Annotated in this window: 13 protein-coding genes; 7 read left to right on the forward strand and 6 right to left on the reverse strand. The window is 70.0% G+C overall.

The genetic code is table 11. The annotated features are described in order from the left end of the window. Positions 1–59 precede the first annotated feature (59 nt). On the reverse strand, positions 60–914 hold the full coding sequence (locus LEL84_RS02585) for a serine/threonine protein kinase (protein WP_065632180.1): 855 nt from the start codon (positions 912–914) through the stop codon (positions 60–62). Between the two features lie 149 nt (positions 915–1,063). Between LEL84_RS02585 and LEL84_RS02590 the strand changes: the two genes are divergently transcribed. The 3 genes from LEL84_RS02590 (at position 1,064) to LEL84_RS02600 (ending at position 3,680) form a co-directional block, all read left to right on the forward strand. Further along, positions 1,064–1,891: a DUF3097 domain-containing protein gene (locus LEL84_RS02590; RefSeq protein ID WP_159370749.1), complete on the forward strand. Its 828-nt coding sequence runs from the start codon at positions 1,064–1,066 to the stop codon at positions 1,889–1,891. A gap of 82 nt (positions 1,892–1,973) precedes the next feature. Further along, positions 1,974–2,402, forward strand: a complete 429-nt coding sequence (locus LEL84_RS02595; protein WP_065632182.1) for an NfeD family protein — start codon at positions 1,974–1,976, stop codon at positions 2,400–2,402. A 45-nt stretch (positions 2,403–2,447) separates the two neighbouring features. Then, positions 2,448–3,680 (forward strand): SPFH domain-containing protein, encoded by a 1,233-nt coding sequence (locus LEL84_RS02600; protein ID WP_065632229.1) that lies wholly within the window; start codon positions 2,448–2,450, stop codon positions 3,678–3,680. A 7-nt stretch (positions 3,681–3,687) separates the two neighbouring features. On the opposite strand, the gene LEL84_RS02605 is transcribed toward LEL84_RS02600, so the two are convergent. From LEL84_RS02605 to LEL84_RS02615, 3 genes are all read right to left on the reverse strand, one after another. Continuing rightward, on the reverse strand, positions 3,688–4,326 hold the full coding sequence (locus LEL84_RS02605) for a hypothetical protein (RefSeq protein WP_065632183.1): 639 nt from the start codon (positions 4,324–4,326) through the stop codon (positions 3,688–3,690). After that, positions 4,323–4,928 (reverse strand): hypothetical protein, encoded by a 606-nt coding sequence (locus LEL84_RS02610; RefSeq protein ID WP_226513255.1) that lies wholly within the window; start codon positions 4,926–4,928, stop codon positions 4,323–4,325. The genes LEL84_RS02605 and LEL84_RS02610 overlap by 4 nt, the downstream gene beginning before the upstream one ends. An 82-nt stretch (positions 4,929–5,010) precedes the next feature. Next, the gene (locus tag LEL84_RS02615; RefSeq protein ID WP_058250402.1) at positions 5,011–5,793 is read right to left on the reverse strand and encodes a TVP38/TMEM64 family protein; all 783 of its coding nucleotides are present in this window, start codon (positions 5,791–5,793) and stop codon (positions 5,011–5,013) included. A gap of 145 nt (positions 5,794–5,938) precedes the next feature. Here LEL84_RS02615 and LEL84_RS02620 point away from each other — a divergent pair, with 145 nt between their 5' ends. Genes LEL84_RS02620 through meaB form a run of 3 tightly spaced genes read left to right on the forward strand, consistent with a single transcriptional unit; the run spans position 5,939 to position 11,156 of the window. Then, entirely contained in the window at positions 5,939–7,885 is a 1,947-nt protein-coding gene (locus LEL84_RS02620) for a methylmalonyl-CoA mutase family protein (protein ID WP_137810565.1), read from the forward strand. Beyond that, positions 7,882–10,158, forward strand: a complete 2,277-nt coding sequence (scpA, locus tag LEL84_RS02625; protein ID WP_137810566.1) for a methylmalonyl-CoA mutase — start codon at positions 7,882–7,884, stop codon at positions 10,156–10,158. Before LEL84_RS02620 ends, scpA begins: the two co-directional genes overlap by 4 nt. Next, complete coding sequence (meaB, locus tag LEL84_RS02630) at positions 10,158–11,156, forward strand: methylmalonyl Co-A mutase-associated GTPase MeaB (protein WP_058250405.1); 999 nt, start codon at positions 10,158–10,160, stop codon at positions 11,154–11,156. The genes scpA and meaB overlap by 1 nt, the downstream gene beginning before the upstream one ends. Before the next feature lie 148 nt (positions 11,157–11,304). On the opposite strand, the gene LEL84_RS02635 is transcribed toward meaB, so the two are convergent. Both LEL84_RS02635 and LEL84_RS02640 read right to left on the reverse strand, forming a co-directional pair. Beyond that, a complete protein-coding gene (locus LEL84_RS02635) occupies positions 11,305–12,255 on the reverse strand; it encodes an LLM class F420-dependent oxidoreductase (RefSeq protein ID WP_065632189.1) in 951 nt (316 codons plus the stop codon). Between the two features lie 4 nt (positions 12,256–12,259). After that, the gene (locus tag LEL84_RS02640) at positions 12,260–13,330 is read right to left on the reverse strand and encodes a nucleoside hydrolase (RefSeq protein WP_226513256.1); all 1,071 of its coding nucleotides are present in this window, start codon (positions 13,328–13,330) and stop codon (positions 12,260–12,262) included. Between the two features lie 112 nt (positions 13,331–13,442). On the opposite strand from LEL84_RS02640, the gene LEL84_RS02645 reads away from it, so the two are divergent. Beyond that, positions 13,443–14,705 (forward strand): M23 family metallopeptidase, encoded by a 1,263-nt coding sequence (locus tag LEL84_RS02645; RefSeq protein ID WP_226513257.1) that lies wholly within the window; start codon positions 13,443–13,445, stop codon positions 14,703–14,705. The last annotated feature ends 37 nt before the right edge of the window (positions 14,706–14,742 follow it).

Genomic DNA, 14,742 nt, shown 5'->3' on the forward strand with positions numbered 1-14,742 from the left:
CGTGTCCGACCGTCCGCCGCGGCTCCGGGAGTGACCTTCCGGCGGTGGCGGCCCGGGTCCTAGCGTCGCAGTAGCTCGAGGATCGTGTGATTGACCGCCGCCGCCCGTGCGGTCCGCGTCAGCGCCTGGAGGCCCCGGAGCGTCGCGTCGCCGGAATCCCATTGTCCGGCACTGTCGCCGATCTCCACATTGCGCGCTCCGGCGAGGTCGACGATCGCCTCGACCTGTGCCGCCGTGTCGATCAGGCGGGTGGAGCGCGCGTCGAGGAGGTGCGGGGGCAGGGCGACCCGATGCCTCGAGGTGAGCGCCGCGAGTTCCGTACGGAGGTCGCTCGCGTCGGCCGACCGGCGTCCGCCGAGCCCGCCGATGATCGTGGTCGCCTCTCGAACTGCTTGCCGCAGCTCGTATTCCAGATCACCGGCACTGGGTCCCGCGGATACGAGATGACCGAGGTCGAGGGTCGCGTCGTAGCGGTAGGCCGACCACGTGCACGTGACGAACGGTGGATCGGCGGTGTCGGCGGCGAACTCCGGTACGAGCGCGAGCGTGCCGGCGCCCGCCGCGTCGTCGACGAGCAGCACCTCGCCCGCGCCGAGTGCGGCCGACGTCGCGACATGCGGTGGGAGTCCCTGCGGATCACCCGTGGAGGGCAGGCGGACGACGAGGCGTCGAGCGGGTCGCAGCAGCGCGAGCAGATCGAGCACCCCGTTCGCCGAACCCGTTGCGGGCGAATTCTGTTCGGCCCCGGCGACCCCGCCGTCGGGCCAGTGCAGGAGGTGCCGGTCGGCGGATTCCGCCAGGGCTTCGATCACGTCGTCGGGGGAGCACCGGCCGGTGAGCCAGGCGGCCGACCACGCGCCGAGGGCGCACGTCGGCCACGCGACGGTGGCGGAGAGCAGGCGGCTGCGTTTCATCAAGAAGCCAGGATACCGGCGAGGCCGGTGGGAGCCGGGCGTGGCAACCCCGCGGGCGGGCCCGCGGGGCATACGGTGTGTGCGCCGCCCGACCTGTCCATCGCGGCGGCGTGATCACGAGATGACCGATCGAGAGATGGTGGTGTGCGATGGATGACCGCTACGGACGCGATGTGCTCTCCCAGCCCCGTCGGGCGAAGCCGCGTCCCGCGGAGGTCGCCGCGGATCGCGATCTGGTCGTCGAGGACGCCGCCACCGGCTTCTGCGGTGCGGTCGTCGGGCTCGAGAAGAGCTACGCCGGCGATCTCGTCCGGCTGGAGGACCGGCGAGGTCAGACGCGGGTGTTCCTGATGCACCCCGGCGCGTTCCTCATCGACGGTCGGCCGGTGACGCTCGTACGGCCGCGCACCAGGGGCCCGCAGCAGCCGGCCATGACGGCGTCGGGATCGCGAGCCGCCCCTCGCGCCCGCGCGCGGACCGCGCGCGCCAGCCGGCTCTTCGTCGAGGGCGTGCACGACGCGACACTCCTCGAGCGCGTGTGGGGTGACGACCTCCGCGCGGAGGGCGTGGTCGTCGTCAGCCTCGACGGCCTCGACAACCTCGAGGCGGCACTCGACGAATTCCAGCCGGCACCGCATCGCCGGGCCGGTGTCCTCGTCGACCATCTGGTGGCGGGTTCCAAAGAAGCACAACTCACCGCCGAGGTCGGGGAGCACGTCCTCGTGTGCGGGCATCCCTACATCGACGTCTGGGAGGCGGTGAAGCCGGCGTCGGTGAAGATCCCGGCGTGGCCGCACATCCCGCGGGGCACCGACTGGAAGACCGGGGTGTGTGCCGAGCTCGGCTGGGGGGACCCTCGTGACGGCTGGCGCCGGGTGTTGGGCGGGGTGAGCAGTTTCCGGGATCTCGAGGTCGATCTGCTGCGGTCGGTGGAAGAACTCATCGATTTCGTGACCGCGGCCGAAGAGCCCAGGTGACGCACACGGCCTGACGCCCACCGGGGCCCACCCGCGTCGTGAGCGCCGAAGGCGGTTCGGACATCTCTGGCAGACTGGACCCATGAGCGCCCTGCTGTGGTTGGCGGCCGCGATCGTCCTGGTGGTCGCGGAGATGTTCGGTGGCGAACTCGTCCTGCTCATGCTCGCCGGGGGCGCATTCGCGGCCGCCGGTGTCGATTTCGCGTTCGAGACGCCGCTGTGGGTCGAGGGGCTGGTCTTCGCGCTCGTCTCGGTGCTGCTGCTGGTTGCGGTCCGTCCGATCGCCCGTAAGCACATGCTGAACCGTCCGGCGGTCCTGATGAACACCGAGGCGCTCGAGGGTCGGCCGGCGGTGGTGACCGAACAGGTCGACGCCCGTGACGGACGCGTCAAGATCGGCGGCGACGTGTGGTCGGCCCGCACGATGGACCCGACCCAGGTGCTCGAACCCGGAACCCACGTGACCGTCGTGGAGATCGACGGCGCGACCGCGGTGGTGTGGCGCGCCTGAGTGTGCCGCCGCGACACCGCCGAACGACAACGCTGGAAGGTGACCATGGAGTACGAGATCTTCGGCCTGACCGTCATCGTTTTGCTCGTGTTGCTCGTGGTGGTGATGCTGGTCAAGTCCGTCGCCCTCATCCCGCAGGCGGAGGCCGCGGTCATCGAGCGACTGGGCCGCTACACCCGCACCGTGTCCGGCCAGCTCACCCTGCTGTTGCCGTTCATCGACCGCATCCGCGCCCGCGTCGACGTCCGTGAACGAGTGGTGTCGTTCCCGCCGCAGCCGGTCATCACCGAGGACAACCTGACGCTGTCCATCGACACCGTCGTCTACTTCCAGGTCACCAATCCCCGCGCCGCCGTGTACGAGATCGACGACTACATCGCCGGCGTCGAGCAGCTGACGATCACGACGCTGCGCAACGTGGTCGGCGGGATGACGCTCGAGGAGACCCTGACCTCCCGCGATTCCATCAACGGCCAGCTGCGCGGAGTCCTCGACGAGGCGACCGGCCGCTGGGGCCTCCGGGTCGCGCGCGTCGAGCTGAAGTCGATCATGCCGCCGCCGTCGATCCAGGAGTCGATGGAGAAGCAGATGAAGGCCGACCGCGAGAAGCGGGCGACGATCCTCTCGGCCGAGGGCCAGCGCGAGTCGGCGATCAAGACCGCCGAGGGAAACAAGCAGTCGCAGATCCTCGCCGCCGAGGGTGCCAAGCAGGCCGCGATCCTTGCGGCCGAGGCGGATCGGCAGTCGCGCATCCTGCGGGCGCAGGGCGACCGCGCCGCGTCGTACCTCAACGCCCAGGGTGAGGCGAAGGCGATCGAGAAGACCTTCGCGGCGATCAAGGCGGCCAAGCCGACCCCGGAACTCCTGGCCTACCAGTATCTGCAGCAGTTGCCCGAGATGGCCAAGGGCGAGGGCAGCAAGGTGTGGGTGGTGCCGTCCGACTTCGGTTCGGCCCTCCAGGGTTTCGCGAAATCCTTCGGTGTCCAGGGAGACGACGGCGTGTTCCGGTACGAGCCGGCCGACTCGCCGCCCTCGCCGATCGACGACTCGGAGACCGAGGACTGGTTCTCGATGGCCTCCGATCCCAAGGTCGCCCAGGCCGTCGCCGAGGCGGAGGCGGTGGCCCGCACCCCGGTCGCGCCCGAGATCACCGCTCGTGCGTCGCGCGCGTCGCGCCATGCGTCGCCGGTGGGGTCCGAGCCGGCCGAGCTCACCGATGGTGCGTGGTCCCAGCCCGTACAGCCCGAGGAGCCGGGGCCGGCCGAGCCCACGACCTGAGAACGGCTCAGCGGATGAGGTGCTCGACGCCCGCCATGCCGACCGCCCACATCACCGAGGCGAAGGTGCCCATGATGAACTGCTCGGCCGCATGCGGGGCGCGCAGCTCGGGGTAGCGGGCGAGGCTTTTCACGGCCAGGATGATCGCGAGGCCTTCGGGCCACCCCGCCATCAACGTGGTGACGACCGCGAGGCGTTCGAGGTATCCGATCACCCGGCCGCCGCGCAACGGCCCGGCTTCGGCTGGGTCGGCCGGGTCGGCCGGGGCGGGCGCCGGGGAGTCGGGCGCGTCGGTGTCGTCCCCGGATCCGTCATCCGGCGACCCCTCCGGATCGGGTCCGGGCCCCGTGCGCTGGCCGACCCCGCCGGCGACGAGGACCGTCCGGACCACGGGTCCGCCGCCGGTGACCGCCGCGAGCGCGGCGACGACCGGGACGGCCGAGGCGAGGAAGCCCGTGGCGGGCGCGGCCACGGCGGCGAGGACGGCGGTCACCCCGGCCAGGACCAGCAGGACGACGGCTCCGATGACGTCGAGTCTGCGTACGACGGACACCGGCGCGTGGTTGCGCTTCTTCCGCGTCGCGAGCGCCCAGGTCGGCGTCGCCAGCGCGGTCAGGAGAAGAAGGGTGATCGCTGCGGTGGTCATGCCGATCCTCCGGACGGGCTGTGTCGGTCGGCCTCGGCGAGCGCGTCGGCGACGAGGCCGAGGGAATCGGATTCCAGATCCCACGCCGCGGTCCGCAGCCGCTGACTCATGGCCTGTGGCGTGATGTCGAGTGCGGCGGCGGCCTCGACCTGGGTGAGGCCGCGGCGCATCAGCTCCACCGCCTCCCGGCCGGCGGCACTGCGGGCGGTGATCACATCGGCGATGAGACGGCCGGCCGTCTGGGCGTGACGGGACCAGCGAGTTTCCGGGCCGCGGACACAGAGGGGGACCCGCTGTCGTTTGGCGGCCTCGACGGCGTCGCGAGCGTGGACGAAGGCGGGCCCGCGCCCGGCCCGGGTGGACGGGGGGAGAGGTTCATCGACCGGTCCGGTGCCGATGCCGACACTCCAGTGACCCTCGGCGGTGAGTTCGACGGCCAGTCGGGCGGCCGTCACCGGATCGGCGAGGACTCCCTGGATCTCGTCGCCCGCGGTACGTTCGAAGGCCCGTACGGTCTGGACCGTCGCGAGAGCGGTGAGGATGGCGTCCACCCGGTCTATGTCGCGGCGACTCCCGCGTTGGTCGACGGTGAGTACGAACATCATTCAAGGCTATGCACTTGATCGCGGTGAATCAAGCCCCCTGGCTGGATGGGATCGCGCTGGGTGACTTGATCCTCGGGGATCAAGTCGCTGCGCTTGTCGCGTTCGACGACGAGACCGGCAGGCGGGAGTCGAGCACCAGACCGGCGATGCCGATCGCAAAGAGGCCACCGGTGACCGCGAGCTGGAGGGGATGCGTGTCACCGGTCAGGGAATCGCCCAGCATGACCACCGCCGCGGTGCCGGGGGCCATACCGAGGATGCTGGCAATCGCGTACGGCGCGAGACGCACCGAGGACAGAGCCGAGCAGTAGTTCGCCACCGAGAACGGGCATGCCGCGATGAACCGCAGCGACCCGACCGCCAACCAGCCACGACGCTCGAGCCGGTACTCGACGGCACGGACCACCGGTGCCTTCAGGTACGGCTGCACGCGGTCGCGTCCGACCCTGCGGACCAGGACGAAGGCTGCCACCGCCGCCACCGACGAGGCGATCATCGCCCCCGCGAAACCGACCAGCGGTCCGAAGAAGATCCCGGACATCACCGTGAACGTCGACCGCGGGATCGGGGCGATGGTGACGACCGCGTAGGCGAGGAAGAACAACCACACGAAGGCCGGTCCCAGATCCGCGCCCCAGTCGCGGACGCTCGAGATCGAGGGCAGCGGGACGAAGTAGGACGCGGCCAGGACGGCGGCGAGGAGCACGGCGGCGACGAGAGCCCGGCGCAGGATCCGTCGATCGGCCCGACGACGGCCCGACGTCGGCGGGTGACCGTCTCCGGCGCTCGCCGCGTCCGCGATCTCCGCGTCGGCCGCGGTCGGGCCGGCGACATCCTCGCTGACAGCGGATCGATCGGGCACCCGGACACTCTACGCTGGGCCCAGCGGTGTACCGGGTCCCCGAGTGCGCCACGTCACGCCGACCTCGACGCCGAGCCGAGCGAGCGATCGGCTAGTGTCGTGTACGCGCTCATCACAGTGCATTCACGGAGGTGTGCTTCCCCACATGCCACAGCAAACTGACCAGCCCAAACCCGAGTCAGAACTCGACGACGCCTACCAGGCGTGGTCGACGGCCGCCGCGGCCGTTCTGGCGAAGTCGCGACGCGTCGACGTCGACGAGCTGCCCGACACACCCGAGGCGCTGCTCTCGACCGACACCGCCGACGGGCTGACCATCCGGCCGCTCTACACACGTCGCGACGAACTCGCCGAGCCCGGTGTCCCCGGTCGCTTCCCGTTCGTCCGCGGCGCCGACCCCGCGCGTGACGTCACCACCGGCTGGCGCGTCACGGAACGGTTCGGCGACGACGCGACGCCGGCGGCGGACCTCAATGAGCTCATCCTGGAGGCGATGGCCAACGGGACGAGCGGTCTCTGGCTCTCGGTGAGCAGGCCCGGTGACGGGCTGGGGGTCGCCGACCTCGCGACGGCGCTGCGCGGCGTCTACCTCGATCTGGTGCCGGTGACGCTCGATGCGGGCACCGAGGGCATCGCGGCGGCCCGCGAACTGCTCGGCCTGAAGGAAAAGGCCCAGGCCGCTCCGGTCGCCGCCGCTCCGACGGCGGCCACCGTCCACTCCTTCGGCCTGTCGCCGCTGACGGCCGCGTTCTCGGGCCGGGCGACCGTCGATCCCGATGAGGCCACGGCCCTCGCCGCATCCGGGCTGCCCGACGGGGTCCGTACCTTCCGGGTGGACGGCAGCGACTTCGCCACCGCCGGTGCCGACAACGGCCTCGAACTCGCACTCACGGTGGCGGCCGCGGTCGCCCACCTCCGTGATCTCACCGCGGCCGGCCTCTCACCCGAGGCCGCGCTGCGTCAGATCACCTTCGGCGTCTCCGCCGACGACGACCAATTCGCCACGATCGCGAAATTCCGTGCGCTGCGCAAGATCTGGGCTCGGGTGGCCGAAGTCGTCGGCGCACCCGAGGTCGGCGGAGCGCTGACCCACGGCGTGACCGATCTGTCGATGTACTCCCAGCGGGACCCGTGGGTGAACATGCTGCGCAGCACCATCGCGGCGTTCGGCGCCGGGGTCGGCGGCGCCGACCAGCTGACCGTCCTGGGCTACGACGCGACCATCCCGGCGGACAAGCGCACCTCGAGCGCGTCCTTCTCACGACGCATCGCCCGTAACACCCAGCTGCTGCTGCTCGAGGAGTCCAACATCGGACGCGTCCTCGATCCGGCCGGCGGGTCGTGGTTCGTCGAGTCCCTGACCGACGATCTCGCCACGAACGCCTGGACGGTGTTCACCGAGGTCGAGGCCGCCGGCGGTTACCGTGTCGCGCTCGACACGGGCTGGATCGCCGAGAAGGTCGACGCCTCCCTCGCTCGCCGCGACACCGAGGTCGCGCATCGCCGCATCTCGGTTACCGGCGTCAACGAGTTCCCCAACATCGACGAGCGCGCACTGTCGGAGACGACCGGGGCCCCGGCCTCCGCGGTCACCGACGTCGTCACCGGTACGCCGCGCCTCGCGCGGATCGGACGCGCCTTCGAGGAACTGCGGGACCGGTCCGACGTCGTGCTCGCCGAGCACGGTGAACGGCCGTCGATCCTGCTCATCCCGCTCGGCAGTGTCGCCGAACACAACGGCCGCACCACGTTCGTCGCGAACTTCCTGGGTGCCGGTGGCATCACCGTCGTCAACCCGGGCCCGCTGACCGCGGACAAGGTCGGCGACGCGGTGGCCGGGGCGAACACCCCGATCGCGGTCCTCTGCGGAACCAAGGCGCGCTATGCGGAGGAGGGGCCCGCCGCACTCGCGGCCGCTCGCGCGGCCGGTCTGTCGACGGTGCTCCTCGCCGGACCGGACAAGGAATGGCCCGAGGGCGACGACCGTCCCGACGGTTCGCTGCGAGTCGGCATCGATGCGGTGAGCACCCTCGGCGACCTTCTCGACCAGCTGGTCTCGACATCCCCGAAGACGGCGGGAGCAACGGCATGACCCAGACCGAACCCGATCTGACACAGACGATTCCGAACTTCGCCGGAATCGGTCTGACATCGGACGACACCGGTGCGACGACCGCCGATGGTGCCGCGGCCGCGGTCGCCGAGGAACTCGCCTCGGCGCACGGCTATTCGGTGGACCAGGTCACCTGGAGCACCCCGGAGCAGATCGACGTCACGCCGGTGTACACGCGCGCCGAGCGCGACGCCGTCCTCGACGATGCCGAACATCCGTACCCGCTCGACTCCGTTCCCGGTGCCGCACCGTTCATCCGGGGCCCGTACCCGACGATGTACGTCAACCAGCCGTGGACCATCCGCCAGTACGCCGGCTTCTCGACCGCAGCCGAATCCAACGCCTTCTACCGTCGCAACCTCGCGGCCGGCCAGAAGGGACTGTCGGTCGCATTCGACCTCGCGACCCACCGCGGCTACGACTCCGACCATCCGCGCGTCGCCGGTGACGTCGGCATGGCCGGTGTGGCGATCGACTCGATCCTCGACATGCGTCAGCTCTTCGACGGGATCGACCTCGGCAGCGTGTCGGTGTCGATGACGATGAACGGCGCGGTGCTGCCGATCCTCGCGCTCTACGTCGTGGCCGCCGAGGAGCAGGGTGTGCCGCCGGAGAAGCTGGCCGGGACCATCCAGAACGACATCCTCAAAGAGTTCATGGTCCGCAACACCTACATCTATCCGCCGAAGCCGTCGATGCGGATCATCTCCAACATCTTCGAGTACACCAGCCAGAAGATGCCGAAGTTCAACTCGATCTCGATCTCCGGCTATCACATCCAGGAGGCCGGGGCGACGGCCGATCTGGAGCTGGCCTACACGCTCGCCGACGGCGTCGAGTACATCCGCGCCGGACTCGAGGCCGGCCTGGACATCGACAAGTTCGCCCCGCGACTGTCGTTCTTCTGGGGCATCGGCATGAACTTCTTCATGGAGGTCGCGAAGCTGCGTGCGGCGCGTCTGCTGTGGAGTGAGCTCGTCGCCGAGTTCGGTCCGAAGAACGCGAAATCACTGTCGCTGCGCACACATTCGCAGACCTCGGGCTGGTCGCTGACCGCCCAGGACGTGTTCAACAACGTGGCCCGCACCTGCGTCGAGGCGATGGCCGCCACGCAGGGTCACACCCAGTCGCTGCACACCAACGCCCTCGACGAGGCCATCGCGCTGCCGACCGACTTCTCGGCCCGCATCGCGCGCAACACCCAGCTACTCCTGCAGCAGGAGTCGGGCACCACCCGTCCGATCGATCCGTGGGCCGGTTCGAACTACGTCGAGTGGCTCACGCATCAGCTGGCGCAGAAGGCGCGCAAGCACATCCGCGAGGTCGAAGAGGCCGGCGGCATGACGCAGGCCATCAACGAGGGCCTGCCGAAGCTGCGCATCGAGGAGGCCGCGGCACGCACCCAGGCGCGTATCGACTCCGGCCAGCAGCCGTTGGTGGGCGTGAACAAGTACCAGGTCGCCGACGACGAGGAGATCGAGGTCCTCAAGGTCGAGAACTCGAAGGTGCGCGCCGAGCAGCTGGAGAAGCTGGACCGGCTTCGCGGACAACGCGATTCGGCTGCGGTCGAGGCGGCCCTGGCCGATCTCACCCGCGCGGCCGCGTCGTCGGAGGGTGGCCTGGAGAACAACCTGATGGCGCTGGCCATCGAGGCAGCACGGCATCAGGCGACGGTCGGTGAGATCTCCGAGGCACTCGAGAAGGTCTATGGTCGCCATCAGGCGGAGATCAAGACGATCAGCGGGGTGTACCGACATGAGGCGGGCGAGGTGAGCAACATCGACGCGGCGATCGAGGCCGTGCGCCAGTTCGCCGAGGCGGAGGGCCGCCAGCCGCGTGTCCTGGTCGCGAAGATGGGTCAGGACGGCCACGACCGCGGCCAGAAGGTGATCGCGACCGCGTTCGCCGACCTCGGCTTCGACGTCGACGTGGGCCCGCTGTTCGCCACGCCGGAGGAGGTGGCCGCGCAGGCCGCCGACAACGACGTGCACGTGGTGGGTGTGTCGTCGCTGGCCGCCGGGCACCTGACGCTGGTCCCGGCCCTGCGGGAGGCGCTGCGTGAGGTCGGCCGCGAGGACATCATGGTGGTCGTCGGCGGCGTGATCCCGCCCGGCGACTTCGCCGAACTGTACGAGGCCGGCGCCGCCGCGATCTTCCCGCCCGGATCGGTCATCGCCGACTCGGCCGTGGAACTCATCGGCAAGCTCGCCGACACCCTCGGCCTGGAACTGCCCGGGGCGACCGCGAACTGATGGCGGTCCAACCGCGACGTCCCATCGACGTCGACGCGCTGGCCGACGCTGTCCTGGCCGATCGCCGCGCCGATCTGGCGCGTGCGATCACGCTCGTCGAGTCCAAGCGCGCCGATCACCGGGCCGCCGCCCAGGAGCTGTTGCTGAAGCTGACGCCGCACGCGGGCAAGTCGTTCCGCGTCGGCATCACCGGCGTCCCTGGGGTGGGCAAGTCGACGACGATCGAGGCGCTCGGCATGCACCTGCTGGAGCTGGGCCACAAGGTGGCGGTGCTCGCCGTCGACCCCAGTTCGACGCGCACGCGGGGCTCGATACTGGGCGACAAGACCCGAATGGGCCGGCTGTCGACGGCCGAGAACGCCTACATCCGGCCGTCGCCGACGTCGGGCACGCTCGGCGGCGTGGCCAAGGCCACCCGCGAGAGCATCGTGCTCGTCGAGGCGGCCGGGTTCGACGTCGTGCTGGTCGAGACGGTGGGAGTCGGGCAGTCCGAGGTGACGGTCGCGAACATGGTCGACACGTTCACGTTCCTCACCCTGGCCCGCACCGGGGATTCGTTGCAGGGCATCAAGAAGGGTGTCCTCGAACTCGCCGACGTGGTCGTGGTGAACAAGGCCGACGGCAAACACCTCAACGAGGCGAAGAGCGCGGCACGCGAGTTGAAGAACGCGCTGAAGCTGATCTATCCGCACGACGCGCTGTGGATGCCGCCGGTGCTGACGATGAGCGCGATCGAGAACACCGGCGTCGACGAGTTCTGGAAGACCGTGGTACGCCACAACGAGACACTCACCGCGGCAGGAGAGTTCACCGCCCGCCGCAACCAGCAACAGATCGACTGGACCTGGGCGATGGTCAACGACATCGTGCTGTCCCGGCTCGGTGACTCACCGGCCGTGCGCGGGATCCGCGGCGACGTGGAGCAGCAACTGCGGGACGGGTCGCTGACCCCGGCCCTCGCCGCGCAACGGATCGTGGACGCGTTCGACGAGCGCTGAGTGCACCGATCGAGGTCGCATGCGATCTCGATCCGTCCGTGCGACCTCGATCGAGGTCGCGTCAACGGACTGAGGTCGCATGCGACGTCAATCCCGGCGGCGGCGGCGTGGACATCTGGTGCGGCCCGGCGCCCCCGGGGTTGGAGCATCAGCCGATCAGCGGTGCCAGCGTCTCGCCGAGTAGCGAGACCCGCCCCGGCACATGGCCGTTGGCGGGAGCGTTCACCGTGACACCGTCGACACCGGTTGCGAGCAGCTCGGCGTAGCGGGCGGCCACCTCGTCGGGATCCCCGACGATCGTCGACCCGCGGCGTGACTCGGCCGCCGGTGTGCGCTCCAGGTAGGCCTCCAGCTCCGCGGTCGCCTCGGCTGCGGTCGGCGCCACGCAGGCCGACGTCTGCACGGTCACGGTGATCTCCGAGCGGTCCCGGCCGAGTCGTTCGCAGTGTTCGGCGAGGGCGTCGAGTTTGCGGGGGATGTCGGCGGGTGTGCACAGCAGGTTCGATTCGTCGGCGTACTGCGCGACCATCCGCAACGTCTTGCGCTCGCCGCCGCCGCCGATCATCACCGGAATCTTCGACAGCGGCGCAGGCACATTGAGAGCCTTGGTGACCCGATAGCGGTCACCGTCGAGGCTGGGTGCCTCGCCGGCGAGCATGCCGAGGATGATCTGCAGCGCCTCCTCGAGGCGCTCGAACCGATCGGTGAACGTCCCGAACTCATACCCGAGCGAATCATGTTCCAGCTCATACCATCCCGCACCGATGCCGAGCTGGGCCCGACCACCCGACACCACGTCGAGGGCCGTGACCGTCTTCGCGAGCAGCGTCGGGTTGCGGTAGGTGTTGCCGGTGACGAGCGACGACAGACGGACCTTCGAGGTGTGCTGGGCGAGTGCCGCGAGCAGGGTGTAGCACTCGATCATCGGGTCGTCGGGCTCACCGAGCATCGGCAACTGATAGAAGTGATCCATCACGAAGACGGTGTCGAAACCGGAGTTCTCGGCCTCTTGCGCCTGCGCGACCACGGTGGGGAACAACTGGTCTGCGGCGACGCCGGGGTAGGTGAAGTTCGGGATCTGGTAACCGAGTCGAGTCACCCGTTCAGAGTAGTCCGGTGGACTCCTCCGGCGCGGTGCCGACGATTTCGGGTGCGCGACTGCGTGCGAACGCGCCGATCGTCTCGATCAATTCGTCGAACACGGCGTCGACGTCGGTGGAGGTCGCGATGCGGGCGTTAGGTCCGGGTGCGGTCATCGCGCGTTCGTCGGCCACGGTCATGCCCCGCGTCAGCGTCCCGGCGAGTTCGACGTCGACGCGCGCCGGGCGGGTCTCGACCGTGTCGGGGGCCAGCGCGACCAGTGCGGCGAACGGGTCGTGCAGGTGGGCGATGTAACCCTCGTCGTGATCGTCGTGGAACTCGAAATAGAACCGCAGCGCGTCGACGAGATGCCGGATGATCTCGTTGTCGGCGACCGAACGGAGTCCGCGTTCGTCGGTCGGGTCCGGGCACTCGACGGGTGTGCTGCCGGCCGCGGCGGCGAGCCGGACCACGTGGTCGGGTGTCAGGACGACCGACTCGGTGAGGTCGAGCGCGCAGACGATCGGTTCCGGGGCGCCCGCGGTGCCGAAGGCGGTGAACACCTCGGCGGCCGCCTCCGGGTCGACGGCCACATTCCACTCCGAGGTGGGCGTCGTGTTGCCGTGGGTGTGGAAGGCGCCCCCCATGATGACCAGGCGCCGCAGGCGCGCCGGCAGGTCCGGGTCGCGTCGGATCGCGGTCGCCAGGGACGTGAGGGGGCCGGTCACCAGGCCGACGAGTTCGCCGGCGTGCGCCCGCGACGCCTCGATCCAGGCGTCGGCGGCGTCGAGATGGCTCGGCGTCGTGGTCGGGGCCGGCAGTTCGGCGTATCCGACGCCCAGCGGACCGTGGGTGTCCTCGGTGGTCATCAGCGCGGCGACGAGGGGAGTGGCCGGGCCGGTGTGGACGGGCACCTCGGGGCGTCCGCACAGCTCCAGCCACGAGAGATTGTTGGCCGTCACGACATCGACGGGCACATTGCCGGCCGTGGAGGCCACTCCGACGAGGTCGACGTCGGTGCGCGCGAGCAGATAGATCAGCGCGAGTGAGTCGTCGATGCCGGTGTCGCAGTCGAAGAACAGGCGCTGGGTCACCGCACAATTGTGCCGGGTCCGCTGCGAACGCGGGTCCACCACCCCGTCGGGACCCTAGGCTCACGGCAGCCGGGGCGGACCGTCGTCGGCCCGATGAGCCCCGGAGGAACCGATGGCCCCGACACGACACACGCTGGCCGCCCTGGGTGCCGGTGCGGTCCTCCTGGTGAGCGCGTGCGGCGCGAACAGCGCCGAGCACGAGGCTTCCTCGACGAGTGGTTGGGCCGGCGCTAGCGGTACGCCGTCGGCTCCCGTCGTCACACCGGTGGTCGGGTCGGTGATGTTCGCGCCGACACCGTTCGCCGGTTCCGACGGCGACAACCACCTCGTCTACGAGATCTCGCTGACCAACTACATGCGCACACCGGTGACGGTCGCCCGAGTCGAGGTGCTCGACGCCACCACCGACCGCGAACCGCTGCTCACCCTCGACGACAACGGGGTCCGCGGTCGGCTCAAGCCCACCGGCGCCCCGTCGGTGCCGCCCGGTCCGGGCGCACCCGAGGGGTACTCCGACGTGCTGGCGCCGGGACAGAACGGCGTCCTCTTCCTCCACGTCACCTTCTCCGGGAATGCGCCGAAGCAGCTGATCCACGAGATCTCCGTGCGTGCCGACGCGGCGCCACCGGGTATGCGGGATGTCGACGAACGCCTCGCGCCCGTCACGGTGGGCGATTCGACCGTCCCGGTCCTGGGACCACCCCTGCTCGGTGAGCACTACATCGCCGCCGACGCGTGCTGCGACGCCGTCCGGCATACACGCGCGCTTCTACCCCTGAACGGGTCACCGGTCCTCGCCCAGCGGTACGCGGTGGACTGGGAGCAGGCCGGTGCCGATGGCCGGATCTTCGTCGGCGACGCGAAGAATCCGGCGAGCTACCGGATCTTCGGCGATGACGTGCTCGCCGTCGCCGACGGCACGGTGGTGGCCAGCCGCAACGACCTGCCGGAGCAGACACCGGGGACGTTCCCGCCGGATCTGGCCATCGGCGACGCCGACGGCAACAACCTCGTCCTCGACATCGGCGACGGCTTCTACGTGAACTATGCGCACATGCAACCCGGGTCGGTCCGCTTCGCCCCTGGCGACCGGGTGCGCCGGGGTGAGGTCATCGGCAAGGTCGGCAACACCGGGAACTCGGTGGCGCCGCACCTGCACGTCCACGTCATGAACGGGCCGGAGTTCCTCGGCTCGCAGGGTGTGCCCAGCGTGACCGAGGAGTTCACGATCACCGGCCGGGTGGTCGACACCGCGGCGTTCGACGCCTCGGAGGCCACCGGGGTGCTGTTGCGGCTCGCCCCCGGCGTGACGGAGAGCACACATGAGAAGCAGATGATCCTCGATCAGAACATCGTCACGTTCACCGCAGGCTGACAACGGTTTCCGGCGTCACCGCCTCGCACCCGCCACA

The sequence above is a fragment of the Gordonia sp. WA4-43 genome, assembly GCF_020520305.1.
Classification (GTDB): Bacteria; Actinomycetota; Actinomycetes; order Mycobacteriales; family Mycobacteriaceae; genus Gordonia; species Gordonia hongkongensis.

Excerpts from the sequence above, each read along its gene's own strand:
- LEL84_RS02585 (WP_065632180.1), bottom strand. The coding sequence starts at position 914 with ATGAAACGCAGCCGCCTGCTCTCCGCCACCGTCGCGTGGCCGACGTGC.
- LEL84_RS02590 (WP_159370749.1), top strand. The coding sequence starts at position 1,064 with ATGGATGACCGCTACGGACGCGATGTGCTCTCCCAGCCCCGTCGGGCG.
- LEL84_RS02595 (WP_065632182.1), top strand. The coding sequence starts at position 1,974 with ATGAGCGCCCTGCTGTGGTTGGCGGCCGCGATCGTCCTGGTGGTCGCG.
- LEL84_RS02600 (WP_065632229.1), top strand. The coding sequence starts at position 2,448 with ATGGAGTACGAGATCTTCGGCCTGACCGTCATCGTTTTGCTCGTGTTG.
- LEL84_RS02605 (WP_065632183.1), bottom strand. The coding sequence starts at position 4,326 with ATGACCACCGCAGCGATCACCCTTCTTCTCCTGACCGCGCTGGCGACG.
- LEL84_RS02610 (WP_226513255.1), bottom strand. The coding sequence starts at position 4,928 with ATGTTCGTACTCACCGTCGACCAACGCGGGAGTCGCCGCGACATAGAC.
- LEL84_RS02620 (WP_137810565.1), top strand. The coding sequence starts at position 5,939 with ATGCCACAGCAAACTGACCAGCCCAAACCCGAGTCAGAACTCGACGAC.
- scpA (WP_137810566.1), top strand. The coding sequence starts at position 7,882 with ATGACCCAGACCGAACCCGATCTGACACAGACGATTCCGAACTTCGCC.
- meaB (WP_058250405.1), top strand. The coding sequence starts at position 10,158 with ATGGCGGTCCAACCGCGACGTCCCATCGACGTCGACGCGCTGGCCGAC.
- LEL84_RS02645 (WP_226513257.1), top strand. The coding sequence starts at position 13,443 with ATGGCCCCGACACGACACACGCTGGCCGCCCTGGGTGCCGGTGCGGTC.